This window comes from Ignavibacteria bacterium (assembly GCA_017302895.1).
GTDB lineage: Bacteria > Bacteroidota > Ignavibacteria > Ignavibacteriales > Ignavibacteriaceae > UTCHB3.
The window spans coordinates 518,139-533,918 of sequence record JAFLBV010000001.1 but is presented as its reverse complement, the minus strand read 5'-3'; the positions used below and the strand labels follow the sequence as shown (position 1 = coordinate 533,918).

13 protein-coding genes are annotated in these 15,780 nt (G+C 43.9%); 4 read left to right on the top strand and 9 right to left on the bottom strand.

All coding sequences use genetic code 11. The features are described from left to right. Positions 1–12: 12 nt before the first annotated feature. Both J0L60_02140 and J0L60_02135 read right to left on the bottom strand, forming a co-directional pair. Positions 13–1,179, bottom strand: a complete 1,167-nt coding sequence (locus J0L60_02140; protein MBN8544907.1) for a cysteine desulfurase — start codon at positions 1,177–1,179, stop codon at positions 13–15. 24 nt (positions 1,180–1,203) lie between these two features. Then, a complete protein-coding gene (locus J0L60_02135) occupies positions 1,204–1,638 on the bottom strand; it encodes a hypothetical protein (protein ID MBN8544906.1) in 435 nt (144 codons plus the stop codon). A gap of 299 nt (positions 1,639–1,937) precedes the next feature. Here J0L60_02135 and J0L60_02130 point away from each other — a divergent pair, with 299 nt between their 5' ends. The 3 genes from J0L60_02130 to J0L60_02120 all read left to right on the top strand — a co-directional run bounded on the left by J0L60_02130 (position 1,938) and on the right by J0L60_02120 (position 5,308). After that, positions 1,938–2,894 (top strand): hypothetical protein, encoded by a 957-nt coding sequence (locus tag J0L60_02130; GenBank protein ID MBN8544905.1) that lies wholly within the window; start codon positions 1,938–1,940, stop codon positions 2,892–2,894. Positions 2,895–2,900: 6 nt separating this feature from the next. Further along, positions 2,901–4,016 (top strand): carboxylate-amine ligase, encoded by a 1,116-nt coding sequence (locus J0L60_02125; protein MBN8544904.1) that lies wholly within the window; start codon positions 2,901–2,903, stop codon positions 4,014–4,016. A gap of 113 nt (positions 4,017–4,129) precedes the next feature. Continuing rightward, on the top strand, positions 4,130–5,308 hold the full coding sequence (locus J0L60_02120; GenBank protein ID MBN8544903.1) for a hypothetical protein: 1,179 nt from the start codon (positions 4,130–4,132) through the stop codon (positions 5,306–5,308). A 205-nt stretch (positions 5,309–5,513) separates the two neighbouring features. Here the strand turns inward: J0L60_02120 and rseP are convergent, their stop codons facing one another. The 6 genes from rseP to J0L60_02090 form a co-directional block, all read right to left on the bottom strand. Next, positions 5,514–6,887: an RIP metalloprotease RseP gene (rseP, locus tag J0L60_02115; GenBank protein ID MBN8544902.1), complete on the bottom strand. Its 1,374-nt coding sequence runs from the start codon at positions 6,885–6,887 to the stop codon at positions 5,514–5,516. Between the two features lie 16 nt (positions 6,888–6,903). Next, positions 6,904–8,046, bottom strand: coding sequence for a 1-deoxy-D-xylulose-5-phosphate reductoisomerase (locus J0L60_02110; GenBank protein MBN8544901.1), 1,143 nt, complete (start codon positions 8,044–8,046; stop codon positions 6,904–6,906). 7 nt (positions 8,047–8,053) lie between these two features. After that, on the bottom strand, positions 8,054–8,548 hold the full coding sequence (locus J0L60_02105) for a hypothetical protein (protein ID MBN8544900.1): 495 nt from the start codon (positions 8,546–8,548) through the stop codon (positions 8,054–8,056). A 186-nt stretch (positions 8,549–8,734) separates the two neighbouring features. Continuing rightward, positions 8,735–11,590: a S8 family serine peptidase gene (locus tag J0L60_02100; GenBank protein ID MBN8544899.1), complete on the bottom strand. Its 2,856-nt coding sequence runs from the start codon at positions 11,588–11,590 to the stop codon at positions 8,735–8,737. A 99-nt stretch (positions 11,591–11,689) separates the two neighbouring features. Further along, positions 11,690–12,889 (bottom strand): ATP-binding protein, encoded by a 1,200-nt coding sequence (locus J0L60_02095; GenBank protein ID MBN8544898.1) that lies wholly within the window; start codon positions 12,887–12,889, stop codon positions 11,690–11,692. Between the two features lie 171 nt (positions 12,890–13,060). Continuing rightward, positions 13,061–13,525 carry an 8-oxo-dGTP diphosphatase gene (locus J0L60_02090; GenBank protein MBN8544897.1) on the bottom strand — a complete coding sequence of 155 codons (465 nt, stop codon included), beginning with the start codon at positions 13,523–13,525 and terminating at the stop codon, positions 13,061–13,063. Between the two features lie 108 nt (positions 13,526–13,633). Between J0L60_02090 and J0L60_02085 the strand changes: the two genes are divergently transcribed. Continuing rightward, complete coding sequence (locus J0L60_02085) at positions 13,634–15,136, top strand: glycosidase (protein MBN8544896.1); 1,503 nt, start codon at positions 13,634–13,636, stop codon at positions 15,134–15,136. A 3-nt stretch (positions 15,137–15,139) separates the two neighbouring features. Here the strand turns inward: J0L60_02085 and J0L60_02080 are convergent, their stop codons facing one another. Continuing rightward, positions 15,140–15,604, bottom strand: a complete 465-nt coding sequence (locus tag J0L60_02080) for a MarR family transcriptional regulator (GenBank protein ID MBN8544895.1) — start codon at positions 15,602–15,604, stop codon at positions 15,140–15,142. Between the last annotated feature and the right edge of the window lie 176 nt (positions 15,605–15,780).

Sequence of the window (15,780 nt, the reverse complement as noted above, 5' to 3'; positions counted from 1 at the left end):
ATTATAGATACTTTATTGAGCTAGAATTCTTAAGTGCTGTGATTTTAAGGTTATTTGCCGCAAAGATACAGCAAGCTCATGAAACTTGATTGTTTTTGAAAGACTGATTCGAATATTGGAGAGCAATTCGCTCGATGATAAGCCGATTGCACGAAGAACATGTGATGACTCAACTGAATTAGAAGAACACGCAGAACCTGTTGAAATAATGATATTTTTGAGACCGATTATCAGAGCGTCAGCATCTATTCCCGGAATACAAATATTGGAAGTATTATAGATACGGTGTTCTGTATTCCCATTTACTTTGCAATTTAATGATTTAATCAGCTCTTGTTCCAATTCATCGCGAAGAGTTTTTATCCGGGCTGCATCGGCTTCCATCTCTGTCATGGCGATCTCACAAGCTTTCCCGAGTCCGATAATGCCAGGCACATTAAGTGTTCCGCTTCTTAAACCAGATTCATGGCCTCCGCCATGTTGAATAGTTGCTAACTTTACTTTGTTAGGCCTTCTGCCCCTAAAAAATAATCCTCCAATACCCTTTGGCCCATAAAATTTATGACCTGAGAAGGTTAACATGTCAATTCCCATTTTATTCACATCGACAGGGATTTTTCCGACTGCTTGTGTGGCATCAGTCATGAAAATAGCTGCATGCTCATGGGTTATCCTGGCAATTTCCTCAATTGGCTGGATAACGCCGGTTTCATTGTTAACATACATAACAGATACCAAAATAGTATCGGGCCGAAAAGCATTCTTTAAATCTTCAAGATTAATTAAGCCTCCACTATCCACAGGCAAATATGTAGTCTCAAAGCCTTCTGTTTCAAGAGAAGCACAAACATCCAAAACAGCTTTGTGCTCGGTTTGAACGGTTATGATATGCTTGCCTTTGTCCCTGTTCTTTCGAACAAATCCTTTGATTGCAAGATTAATGGCTTCAGTTGCTCCTGATGTAAAAACCAATTCGCCGGTGGAACAATTCAGCAATTCAGCAACTTTTTCTCTCGCCGCTCTGACAGCCTGATTGACTCTGACTCCAAATAGATGGTTGCTTGCAGGATTAGCATACTCTTCGGTAAAGAATGGCAGCATCGACTCAACAACCCTGGGATCAACCCGGGTTGTAGCATTGTTGTCTAAATATATTATTTGTTCATCAGAGGTTTGCATGAATTTCTTTGTTGCTGAGAGTAATTAAATCAATCCTTTAATCGCATCAATAAACTTATCAAAGTTTCCACGGAATTTCCCCAAAGGAATGCTTATCCTTTTATTGTAATCAATTCTGGATATTGGTGCTTTCAGGTCTGTTTCAAGGAAATTGATCCATTTATCGACTTTTTCAGGGGCAAGATGATCTAAATAACTTCTGTATTTCTCAGCAGATTGTACGATAAATTCGTCTCGTCCGTTTGTTATTGCGACGATTGATAATGACTTGTTTGTGGCTCTTGGCGTGTAAACTCTAAATGAAAAACCATCTTTACTGACAGTATCCGTATAGTACATTCCCGGGACAGGTCTGCTTGCATATTCATAAGGTTCGAACTCTTTCAATGCTTCGAGCATGTCCTTTACAAGTCCATGATTTAACATGTGGTTTGAAACGCTTGTTCTTCCGTTTCCCATATAACTCTCCTTTACACTCAATAGTGGAATTTTTACAAAGCAAAAATTAACTGAAACAACTGTCTAAAATTACGAAATAACCGCAAGTCATCAAAAAAGGGGATTTAAGAGTAAATCACTTGAGTTGGCACATCAACCCCCCCCCATCCCCCAAATAATTTTAATTTTTTCTTTTTTCGATCACCTGTTAATCTAAAATTTCGATTTTTTTTCGTAAATTGGAGATTAATCAATCCGCTTTCATCAAAACCCCAAAATTGTATTTAATAAGTGTGTAAACAATAAAATATGGAACTGCTATGAAAAAAATTGGAATTTTATTTGGTATGGAGGAAACCTTTCCACCGGCGTTTGTGGAGAGAGTAAACTCGAAGAAGGAAAAGGATATTACAGCCGAGTTTGTGCAGATTGACAAGGTTATTCAGGGACAACCGGGCGGCTACTCGGTGATTATCGACAGGATTTCACAGGATGTCCCCTTCTACCGCGCTTATTTGAAAAATGAAGCGATTACCGGAACTTCCGTTATCAATAATCCATTCTGGTGGAGTGCAGATGACAAATTTTTCAACAATGCCCTTGCACTTGCAGTCGGCGTTGCAGTTCCTAAAACGGTGATTCTCCCTTCGAATGTTCATCCGACTGACACAACAACAAAATCGTTCAGAAATCTGAAATACCCGCTCGACTGGGATGGTATCTTCAATTACATCGGATTTCCTGCGTTTTTCAAGCCTTTTGCAGGTGGCGGCTGGAAAAATGTTTACAGAATTGAAGATAAAGAGCAATTTTTCAAAGCATACAACGAGACGGGTCAATTGGTTATGATGCTTCAGGAGGAGATACAGTTCACCGATTATTTCCGTTGCTACTGCATCGACAGGAAAGATGTGCGGATTATGGCTTACGATCCGAAACAGCCGCACCACCTCCGCTATGTAAGGGAAAAACAGCATCACGGGAAAGCACTTCTTGCCAAAATCAAGGAAGGTGTGATGAAACTGAACAATGCACTCGGCTACGATTTCAATACGGTTGAATTCGCTGTTCGGGACGGCGTTCCTTATGCGATCGATTTCTGCAATCCCGCTCCCGATGCAGATGTCTATTCAGTAGGCGAAGAAAACTTTGAATGGGTGGTGGAAGCCGCCGCAAACATGGCAATAAGAAGAGCAAAAAAAGCAAAAGCAAATAAATTTAATACCGTCTGGGGCGATTTTGTAAAGAATGCTGCCCAGGGAAACATAATCGAGTGAGGCACCATGTCCAACAGTCCAACATTTACCCTTGGAGTTGAAGAGGAATTTCAAATTATTGATCCTCATTCCAGGGAATTGAAATCGCACATACAGGAGATATTTGAAGACGGCGAACTGATTCTTAAAGAGTTTCTGAAGCCGGAGATGCACCAGTCGGTTGTGGAAACAGGTACGGGTGTCTGCAAAAATGTTAAAGAGGCAAAATCGGAAGTGTTCCGCCTTCGCAGCGAACTCGCCAAGCTTGCTTTCAAAAACAATTTAAGAATTGCAGCCGCAGGAACTCATCCATTCTCCCACTGGAAGGATCAGAGAATAACCGAGCATCCCCGCTATAAACAGGTGGTGGATGACATGCAGCTTGTTGCCCGTGCAAACCTGATATTCGGGTTGCATGTACATGTCGGAGTTGAAGACCGCGAAACGGCAATTCACATCATGAATGCCGCCCGCTATTTCCTTCCGCACATCTTTGCCCTTTCCACCAATTCCCCGTTTTGGGTGGGAAGAAACACAGGCTTCAGGTCGTATCGTGTGAAGGTTTTCGACAGATTCCCGAGAACGGGCATCCCCGACTATTTTATGTCGATTGGCGAATATGACAACTATGTGAATCTTTTGGTCAAGACCAACTGTATCGATAATGCAAAAAAAATCTGGTGGGATATCAGGCTTCATCCCTTCTTCCCGACGATTGAGTTCCGCATTTGCGATATCCCGATGAGAGCTGATGAGACCATCGCACTCACTGCACTTATGCAGGCGGTAGTTGTGAAACTCTACAGACTGATCCGCCAGAATCTCGGTTTCCGCCTCTACAGAAGAGCGTTGATCGCCGAAAACAAGTTCCGTGCTTCAAGATATGGAATCACAGGCAAGCTGATCGACTTTGGTAAGAGAGAGGAAGTGCCGACCGTTGACCTTATCCACGAACTCCTCGAGTTTGTTGATGATGTTATCGACGATCTCGACAGCCGCGAAGAGATTGAGTATGTCCACCGCATCCTCGAAATGGGAACGGGTGCCGACAGACAACTCGCTGTCTGGGAACAGAGCTACGACCTTAAAAATGTAACCGACTATATAATTGACGAGACCCATAAGGGGTTGAATCTGAGCTGATAAGAACCTCAGAACCCCGGAACTTCAGAACCTCAGAGGACTTGTGTACGGAAGTACTGAATCTCTGAAGTTCTGAGGTTCATTCGTTCATTCCACCAACAACTATTGAGACCATGGTAAAAGATATAAGATCCCTGTATAATTCAGGATTTACTGAAGAGAGATATAATTCGTTTATTGGAGATTTGAACACTGCTGCCGGGGTGAAACTCGATTTCAGAGTGTGTGAAACTCCTCTGTTCCTCTCGGGTGAACTGACAAAGACTTTGGAGAAGGCGTGTACCGAACTTATCGGACAACTTGATACTGATAAGTACAGAAAATATGCCGAATCTTCAATGCCGGAGGGGCTTGCGGTTCCGAACCGTGCTGATCATCCTGTCTTTTTGCAGATAGATTTTGCGATTTGCGATGACGGCAAAGGGGGATTTATTCCCAAGCTGATTGAACTTCAGGGCTTCCCGTCGCTTTACGGATTTCAGGTCTATTATGATGATGTTTTTCGGCGGCACTTCGAGGTCCCCGAAAATTATACTGCCTTCTACAGCGGTCTCAGTCGCGATTCCTATGTGGACCTGTTGCGAAAAACCATTCTCGGCGATTCAAATCCTGAAAATGTGATTCTTCTTGAAATTGAACCCGACAAACAGAAAACCCTGATCGATTTTGTTGTTACCGAACAATTAACAGGCGTAAAACCTGTGTGCATTACCGATGTCATCAAAAGGGGGCGACAGCTCTTCTACAAAGTTGGTGACAGGGAAGTGCTGATCGAACGGATATATAACAGGGTGATTTATGACGAGCTTTTCAGGAAGGATGTGAAGGCGGCGTTTTCGTTTCAGGATGATCTGGATGTACACTGGGTTGGCCATCCCGACTGGTTTTTCCTCATCAGCAAATATTCTCTTCCATATCTCAAAGGGGAATATGTACCCGAGTGCCACTTCCTTTCCGATTTGAAGGAATATCCTGCCGATCTCGAGAATTTTGTGCTTAAACCGCTATTCTCATTTGCCGGGTTGGGTGTTGAAGTGGAAGTTACAAAAGAGCTTCTTGATTCGAAAACGGAGCGGGAAAACTACATCCTGCAGAGAAAAATAGAGTATGCCCCGCTGGTTCTCACCCCCGAAGGCTACTCAAAATGCGAGATAAGAATGATGTTTCTGTGGAATGAAAAACCTGTCCTCGTGAACAATCTCACCCGCTTCTCAAAAGGGAAAATGATGGGTGTCGATTTCAACAAAAACAAAACATGGGTAGGGTCGGCAACCGCGTATCACCCGAAATAAAGGCTGAACGGCGAAGGATGAAGGCTGAAAAAAATTTCTGAATAGTTACACGGATTTCACGGATTGAACACGGATTTCACGGAAGGGTTTAAAGGCAAGGGCTGAATTTCTAAAGATTGAAAACAAAAATTTCAGCCTTCTTTCATTCAGCCTTTAGCCGTCAAAGATTCAGCCTTCAGCCCTCAATTATTCAGCCTTAAAAGTCTCATTTTCCAAAAATGTCATTGTAGATAACAAACGCCATCAAGCCGATTAAGAGTGCCATACCGGTATTCATGATGCGGAGCTTGATTTTGAGGGGGATCTCTCTTTTGATTATCGATTCGATGATAATGAAAACGAGATGACCGCCGTCAAGTACGGGAATCGGGAAAAGGTTGAATATTGCAAGGCTGAGCGAAAGCATTGCGATGAAATAGAGGAATCCCGACATTCCCTTATCTGCGGAATCGGCAGCTATCTGGGCGATTTTTACAGGACCGCCGAAAGCTTTTCCGAACGCCACATCTCCTGAAATTACTTTTCCAAGCATCGAGAAAGTAAGAACGGTTACGGAACCGATCTGTTCGATGCTTTTGCCGCCTGCCTCAAAGAAACCATAGCTGTAGCTTGTGAACATAGTGGTATCGGATTTCCCGCCGAGGGCGATTCCGGCTTTCCACTGTCCTGCTTCATCCTGTTTCGGGGTTACGGCAATTGCGAGGGTGTCTTTTCCTCTAAGAACCGTGAAATCAACGGGTTTCCCTTTGGAGTGGGAGATAATGTCGATGACCTGAGTGACCGAATTTACAGGTTCGCTGTTCAGGGCGATGATTCTATCTTTTGGTTTTATGCCCGCTTTGCCAGCAGGGGTGGAGGCATCGGTGTTGTCAACGAACGGTTCGGTTTTATCGAGGATCGGGAAAAGAGGTCCTTTCGACTCATCCTTTGGCACATTCTGTTTGGGAATTGTAACTGTCTTCTTTTCGCCGTTGCGTTCAAATTCGACTGTGATATCCCTGCCTGCGTTGTGAATCAGAACCTGTTCGCTGATCTCGTGGAGATATTTAATTTTGTTGTTGTTGATGGCAGTAATCAAATCACCTTTTTGGAATCCGTGCTTTTCAGCGAGCGATTCCTTGGGGATGTAGTTGAGACCTCTTACCTCGATCAGTTGTTTCCCCATCGAGATGTTCATTCCCCAGAAGATGATCACAGCGAGGAGGATATTCATCAGAATTCCGCCGAGGATAACAAATATCTTTGCGGGAGCCGATTTCGATCTGAATTCGTACGATTTTGGTTCGGTCTGTGCATATTCGGCATCGAGACTTTCATCCACCATGCCCGAGATTTTCACATAACCACCGAGAGGCAACCAGCAGAGTCTGTAGTCGGTGTAGCCTTCGAGGTCAAGATCTTCGGGAAGTGCACCGAATGAGAGTCCGCGGTTTTTGCTCCAGCCTACAACTCTTCTTCCAAATCCTATGGCAAACGCCTCGGTTCTCATTCCTGTCATTTTGGCGGCAAGGAAATGACCGAGTTCGTGTACAAAAACAAGAACTGCTATAGTGATTATAAAATAAATTACTTCTTGCATTAAATTATTCGCTCCTTCAATGTAAACTCAGTGCGAGTTCTCTTGTTTTTTTGTCTGTTTCATAAACTGTCGGAAGGTCGGGCGATTTTTCAACCGCAATTTTGTCGAGACACTTCCTTATTAAAGCGGGAATACCGGAAAAACCAATCTCCTTGTCTAAAAACTTTTGTACTGCAATCTCGTTAGCAGCATTCACGATGCACGGGGCAGTTCCGCCTGCTTCGAGAGCATCATAGGCGATGGCGAGACAGTCGAATTTCTCTTTATCGGGTGGAAAGAAGTTCAGCGTACCGATGAGGGGGAAGTTGTTTTTCACAAATTCCGCACCAATTCTCTTTGGATAAGTCATTGCATACTGAATCGGCAGCTTCATATCGGGGACACTCAACTGTGCTTTTACCGATCCGTCAACAAACTCGATCATTGAATGGATAATCGACTGGGGATGCACCACCACATCGAGCTTGTCTGCTTTCAGATCAAACAACCAGCGGGCTTCAATCAGTTCGAGTCCCTTGTTCATAAGTGTCGCTGAATCAATCGTTATTTTTGCGCCCATTTTCCATGTCGGATGCTTCAGCGCCTGCTCGACTGTGACCTTTTCTATTTCCTCTTTTGTGAAACGGAGAAAAGGACCACCCGAGGCGGTAAGAATTATTCTGCTGATCTCGCTTACATGCTCACCTATGAGACACTGAAAGATGGCAGAATGTTCCGAATCGACGGGGATCATCTCAGAATCGTACTCACTGCAGAGTCCTTTTATATGCTCTCCGGCTACCACAAGGGTTTCCTTGTTGGCAAGGGCGATTCTCTTCCCCTTTTTTATTGCTTCAACTGTGGGTCTGAGGCCGGAAAATCCGACAACCGCACCAACAAAGACATCGTAGTCAATTTCAGTTGCAAGGTCGGAGAGACCCTCCTCGCCTGCGAAAACCTTCACTTCGGGACCGATTCGAGACCGCAAAACTGCTGCAGCGTCTTTATCCACGACACAAACTGCTTCAGGTTTGAACTCGGCGATCTGAGCCTCGAGAAGATCAATTCTGTTGTTTACACTTAAGGCTGTTACTTTAAATTGATCTTTAAGGTGGCGCACCACTTCCAGAGTGTTTACGCCGATGGACCCCGAGGAGCCCAGAATTGCAATTTTTTGCATTAAACCGTTATAAGAAATATCTTGAAAAAGCCATTAATATATTGAGGATCACCAGAGTGTTAATGCTGAGATCAACTCTTTTTAGTTTGCCCAAAAGCGTGTAGGCTTCTTCATTGAGGGGCTGGTCTGACTTTAAGCCGGGCAGAAGAAGACCTTTAATCTTCTTTGCTGAAGGAATCATCACCGCACCGATAAGAATAAGGATGATGACCATTACAAACTGTTTTGTATAGAGCCAGTGATTCGCACCGCTCGCAAACTTGAAAAACCCGTAACTCTCAATTGCAAGAGAGAGGTATAAACCGGTCAGGAGGACTCCCATTGAGCCGACAATTCCGATAAGATTCAGGGAGCTGATCCATGTCAAAATAAGCCCTTTTTCCTCGGGCATCCCCTTTGCATTATTGATTCTCGATCTAAGAATTATCCCGTAAATTAAAAGTGAAAGCCACAGACCTGCACTCACGATATGTACTATTTTTAATATTGGTATTAACGGCATCCGTTTTTCCTGTTTGTTAAGAAACTGACCTCTAAGAATAAACAACAAATATACGAAAAAGTTTCATTACAGAACTTAAGGGTATAAAAAAAGGGGGAGAATGGGTGACGGGAAAGCCCCTTAATAAAAAAGTGGCACCCAAAAAATCTGATGCCACAAATATTATTGGATTACTGCATTATTGCATTACTTCAAGAGCAGCATTTTCATTTTTTGTGAGAAGGCTCCTGCTTTCATTTCGTAGAAGTAGATTCCGGAGCTGAGTGCTTTTGCATCGAATGAAGCTTCGTACACGCCTTTGTCCATTTCGCGGTTGATGATTTCAGTTACCATGTTGCCGAGAATGTCATAGACTTTTATGCTTACCAAACCGGGAGTTGCAACCGAGAATTTGATTTTGGTCTCCGGGTTGAACGGATTTGGATAATTCTGGAAGAGTGCGAATGAAGCGGGCACCACATCCTGAACCTCTTTTACAGAGGTGATCACACCCCATTTAAGTCTTGCGTTTGCGATGGCATTGTCGAGGGTGGCATCTGAGTTACCGGCTGCGAGTGCGAATGCGAGTTCGATGCTGTCACCGGGTGCTATGTTGAAAGGTCCGCCGCCGACTACATGGGAGATGTCGCCTGGACCAATCTGGGTGGCTGTTACGCCCGTTGAGAGGGAAGTGAATTTCTCGAGATCGGTGTAGCCGTCATAAACATTTATACCTCCTACAGAACCGTCATTCATGATCGGTCTGAAGAGATAGTTGGTACCGCTGATGAAGGCGGATGCAACTTTCGTGGTGAAGGAGGCACTGTTGTTCCACACCTTACCGTAGTTTCCTGCCGCATTCCACTCTGTTCTGTCGCCCGATCCGTCGATGAGATCCCAGTCGAAATAGAGACCTGCATAAAGTCCGTTAACTGCCGATTGCGAAGTGTTTTTTACTGTGTAGCGGACGATTACGAAGTCCTCATCACTCGTTGCGGAATAGTTATAGGACCGTTGCTTTACCTGAAGTCCGAGTTTCGATCCGCCTGCAAGATTATCGTTGAAGGCACCATATCCCTCCACATCAGCTTTTACACCGGGTATTTTCAGAGAGAAGGGGATTTCCGACTGAAAATCTTTGTCCTGCACATTCTGGGTCTGTCCTCGGGCGGCATTAATTATCTGATTTGCCGCTGTTGAAAGCATGAGCGCACCTTCAAAAAGCATATTGCTCTCGCCGTCATAAACGAAACCTTTCCCTTTTGAATTGGTCGGGTAGTCGGCATATCCAAGATTTCCTGTGCTGGTGACTGTCACGGCGACTTTATTGCCAACGGTTGTTGCATAAGTGGGGTTACCGATTGTTGTAATCCACTGAAAATCTGTGTAGGGGCTGTCGTTCATATCGAGAATGAATGAAAGTTCCGAGTTTTCAGGGGCAGTGGTCGATATTGTAAACTGAAAAAGACTTCCGGTGTTATCGAAAATATCGCCTGATTGTTTTGCACCAAAAGAAACTGTCGGATTCGCAGTTACCGTGGCATTTGCTGTTTTGCTTACGAGCGTAACATTCAGGTTGCTGACCGAATTAAGGATATTTTTGAATCTCACAAACACTGTTATAGTTTCACCGCGCTGGAAGATACCGTCGTTGTTCCCTGTAACTGCATCGGAAAATACCGTCTCAATCGCTCTGACCGACTTAAAATCGTTTGACTGAAGTGAACGAAGTGCGTTAATTCTTCCTTTTCCGAGAAGAAGCGCATAAGAAGGATTCAGGTTGTCAATGTTATCAGCGGAAACTCTTACTTTTTCGGCAGCCTGAAGCGGGGTGAGACCCGGGAACTGTGCCATCGTGAGGGCTACAAGTCCTGCCGTTATTGGTGAAGCCATTGAGGTGCCGCTGAGGCTTGCGTAGGTGTTATCCTGCCAGGTGTTGTAGATGCTGCTTCCGGGGGAGGCGACATCGACATAAGTACCGTAGTTTGAGAATGACGATCTGAGATCGGAGGATGTGGTGCTTGCCACGCCCAATACATTATTGTATGCGGCGGGATAAAAAGGATCTCTGAGGGATGAGTTTCCTGCTGCCGAAATAATTACTGATCCGAGAGCCGTAACTTCATTTATAATATTCTGTCCGAGAAGTGAATAACCGCCTCCTCCCCAACTGCAATTGATTACTTTTGCACCGTTTTGGGCTGCATAGAGGAGCCCTTCATAACCATAAACGATGTAAGGGGAGCCTGAAGAGGGGTCTCTCTGGTCGTTTCTTGAAGTTTTTACTGCCATAACTTTCGAGTTGAAACCAATGCCCGAGACGCCAATTCCATTGTTGGTGGAGGCACTTGCACATCCAGCCACATGTGTACCATGGTCGGGCTGGTCCTCCATCGGGTTGTTGTCGGGCGTTCCGTTTAAGCCGCCGAAATCCCAACCGCGAAAGTCGTCGATGTATCCGTTGTTATCGTCGTCAATTCCGTTGCTTTCTATTTCACCGGGGTTTGTCCAAATGTTACCGGCGAGGTCGGGGTGGTTCCAGTCAACGCCTGTATCATCAATTCCTATAACAATGGAAGGGGAGCCCTGGTTGATGTCCCATGCTTCAGCAGCTTTGATTTTTGGGAGATACCACTGGGTGTTGTATGAAGGATCGTTCGGCACAAATCCGGTTTTATAGACGATTCTTGGCTCAATCCACTCGATTTCAGCAACTTTTGAAAGTTTTGATGCTGCAAATTCGGGATCGATATCGGCGGAGTATTTAACCGAAATTATTCTTTCGATTCCGTTGACAGAGGAAGCCATCGCTTTTGGCGGAAAGAGTGTCTTAGTCGATTTCACATTAAGGAAATCCATTTTTTCAGCAAGTGAAGTGGAAAGTGTCGCCACTCCCTGAGCATCAGTTGCCGGGGCAAAACGGAATTTGATTATCAGTTCGTTCGACAGATAATCAACACTTCCTTTCGAGATTACTCTCTGTGGAACCTGTTGTGCGGTGATCGCAAAAACGATAAAAAGGGACAAAAAGACGGCTTTTTTAACCGCGGAAAAGAAAAACATTTGTTACTCGATTATAGTTGAAGGGAAATGTAAATTTCTGCATTTATTCTGTAAAATACAAGGGGATATTTAGTTGGTAAAAATTGCCTAAATCAGGAGTTATCCCATCCACTTCCAGGCAGGCACCACATTGATGGTTTTACCTCCTGTTGCGAAGTGATCGGTTGTGTTGTGAGTGATGATTTGACCCGAATCGAGATTTAATTTCGCAAGAGCCTCGACAAGGCCATTCAATTCCCTGTCGAGATTGCTTTCATTCAGATCATAACAAACCTGGATTGCCCTGAATTCCCCGTTTTTTGACCGGGTGATAAAATCACATTCTTTGCTATCCTTGAAATAGAAAATCTCATCACCGCTTCTTTTAAGGTGAAGAAAAACTGAATTTTCGAGGATTCTGCCCCTGTCTGCCGAGAAGGAGGAGCTGTTTACTGTGAGCATCCCTGTATCGATGGAGTATATTTTTTTCGGCGATACAATTCTTTTTTTATAAGAGAAATTGAATTGTTGCAGAGTAAAAAAGAGATAACTGTCTTCGAAATGGTTTAGAATCGAGATTATCGTGTTTACCGATCCAGTTCCGAACAGATTTTTTAGTGAAGTATATGAAAACTCTTTTGCGGAATTGGTGATTAGGTAGAGTGCAAGCTCCTTTACAAATTTCTCGTCTCTTAGTCCGTTTCTTACGATTATGTCCCTCATCAGGATATCAATCAGAAGTGTCTGAAGCAGATTCGGATTGCCGATTCTTAGATATTCGGGGAACCCTCCCTTGTTAAGATATTCGGTAAAAGCCTCCGCTGACGGCTCTATGGAGTAAAAATCACAAAACTCTCTGTATGAGAACGGGAAGAGCTCGGTTGCGAGGTGTCTGCCCGTAAGCTTTGTGCCAAGCTCCTTGCTCAACATCGACGCATTTGAACCTGTGATTACCACTCTCTTTCCCTTGTCGAGAAGTGTTCTTACAAATCTTTCCCATCCTTCAATATTTTGAATCTCATCAAAAAAACAGACTCCACTGAAGTCCCCGAAAATTTCATCCAGCTTAATAAAATCACCCGGTTCAAACTGAAACAGCCTCACATCTTCAAAGTTTAGATATTTGAAGTCCGGAGTTTGCTCGATCATTTGTCTCAGCAGAGTGCTCTTACCGCACCTTCTTATTCCGGTGATGATTGATGCAACTCCCGGTTGAGGGAGCATTTGAGGGAGTTTTTCCCGGGTTATTCCGGTCGGGGTCGAGAGAAGATACTCTCTTTGCTGGAAGACAACATCGGTAAGTGTTTGAAATGTAATCATTTAACTATGCTTTTCATTACTAATGAACAAAAGTTTTCATTACTAATGAACAATATAAGCAATTAATTTGTAATTTTAAACCGTTGCAGAAAAAATGATGCATGCAGCTTTTCATCTCGCAGATAACCCCCCTAAAATATTACTGCATTATTGGATTACTGCATTACTGCATTAATAAAAGATTACATCGTGGTTGGTGAATTCCCCTTTGTCGTACTCGAATTTGGCGGAGAATACCTTTCCCGAGCCGAACCACTTCATAAAAATTGTGTCGCCTTCCCAAAGATTGAGGTTGAAGAGTTCCGAGTCGGGTATCCACTCGAGCACACCTTCGGGGGAGTCGATCAATTCACCCGAAAACTCCTCTGCGGTGAAAACAAAAACATACCAGTCATCAATGTCATCGAATGCCGGGAAAGTGATAAACCCCTCCATCTTGGGATTTTTTATCTCGAGTCCCGACTCTTCCCTTACCTCCCTGATGACACATTCCTCGGGAGTCTCTCCCGGTTCAAACTTGCCGCCGAGCCCGTTCCACTTCCCTTCATGCATGTCATTTTCCTTTTTAATTCTGTGGAGCATGAGAGTTGTGTTGTTTTTCACATCCTTGACATAACAAAGTGTGGCAAGTTTCATTTTTACTTTCCTTTCATCGAAAAGTTTTGTAGGTTTAACGGTGAGATTTAAGGGTTTATTAATTTAATTGATCGACTGCCCAAATTTAAGAAACAATGGGTACTTAACATGCTAAACAATCCAAAACTTTACGAAATAAATACCCGCGTCTGGATCAAAAAATTCGGTCCTGACGCAAAAATTAAAGATATTCCGGTCACCGCCTGGAGCGATTTGAAGGAAAAAGGGATAAACTTCATCTGGCTGCTCGGTCTGTGGAAAACCTGTCGCGACAACATCGATGAAACCTGTTTCACCCCCGAGCTCGTGAAGCAATATAATGCCGCATTGAAAGACTGGACACGGGACGATGTCATCGGGTCACCTTTCGCGATTGATGATTATGTAATCAATCCCGACCTTGGCACCGAAGCCGATGTTCTCCAACTAAAGAAGACACTTAACGACCTCGGAATGGCACTTATCCTCGATTTTGTGCCCAACCATTTTGGTTCAACAAGCAGAGTGCTTCGGGACAATCCTGAAATTTTCCTTTCAGTCGATAAAAAATCATTTGAAGAAGAGCCCCATACCTACTTCTCGTCGCCATTCCATAAAAATCAGTTTTTTGCCCATGGAAGAGATCCGTTTTTCCCTGCCTGGCGCGATACAGTGCAGTTGAATTATTTTAATCCCTTCACCCGCGATTACATGTCGGGGGTTTTGCAAAATATCAGTCAGTTGTGCGACGGAGTAAGGTGTTCGATGTCGATGCTGATACTGAATAATGTTTTTGGCAACACCTGGAGCGGAGCGGCAGATCAGCACAAATATCCCGAGACAAACGACGAGTTTTGGCAGTCTGCAATAAAGGAGATAAAATCGTTTAATCCGGGGTTCATTTTCATAGCCGAGACTTACTGGAATCTTGAAAGGTCTCTTCAGAATCTCGGGTTTGATTATACCACCGACAAGGTGCTTTACGACAAATTAAAAAACAACGGTGCAAATGAGATAAGGGGTCATCTTACCGCTGACATGAACATGCAACAAAAATCGGTTCGTTTTGTCGAAAAATATGAGGAGGAGAGGGCACTTCACGCCTTCGGTCACGATAAATCGATGGCAGCTGCGGTAATCGCAACTACAATTCCGGGCTTGACACTCTATCAGGACGGGCAGTGGGAGGGGAGGAAACAGAAACAGCCTCTTCAACTCGGAAGGGAAGCTCAGTCACAGTTTCATCCAAAAGTGGAGAAATTTTACAAAAAACTGCTGCAAATCACCAATGACAGGGCTTTTAAGGATGGGATATGGGAACTGCTCTTTTGTCACCGTGCCTGGGATGACAATGGCACCAGTTCAAACATGCTTGCATGGAAATGGAAACTCGCGGTGAGGAATGTTCTCGTTGTGGTAAACTACTCGCCCGTTCAGTCTCAATGCCTGTTGAAATTCCCGGTTTCAATTGCTGATGACAGAGTGCTTCTGAACGATGTGCTTAACGACAAGATCTACATAAGATCACTCGCGGAAGTGCTGGAGAAAGGTTTGTATATCGACCTTCCTCCTTACAAAAGTCACATTTTTGTTTTTGACGAAGAATACGCAGATTCTGGCAACTACTATTGAACGCTATGCCGTCACTTCTCTGCCGGTCTCGTTGACCACCCAGTTCTTCATTGCCGTGATCAGTGACTCCATCACGAGAATAACATTTTCGCGTGTGGTCTCGTCCAGAGTGTCAAAAATTTCTTTATGTACTAAAATATGCCCCATGTTTATCTTGTTGATGTAGGGCCTGCTTTGCCCGGTAAGGTAAACATTAAAACTTCTTTTATCGATCTCGTCCTGCTTCCTTGAAACGAGTTTCTTCTCTTCAAGTGAAGTGAGAATGTGAGTTATCCTTCCGGGCGTAAGAGCCAAATGTGTGGATAACTCCTTAATTGAGATAAAATGCCTTTCACCAAATAGCATCAGAAGCCTCAGCTCTGCCGGGGTGAGATTATAACACCTCGCAAAGAACTCTTCTTTTCTGCCACACTCTCTGGAAAGCGAACAGGTTAATTCCGCAAACTTTTTTGCTGTTTCGTCTATCATGCCACTATTTAAATTATTTTACTCCGTAAATTATACGATTGTAAAACAACTAACTAATAAGACTTTACTCAAATAATAATGTTGAGGGCTGAATTACTGAGGGCGGTAGGCTGAAAGAAAAAACGGGTGATTTCACAATTATGAAAAAATGTTTATTTAAGTTTCGTTATCATTTA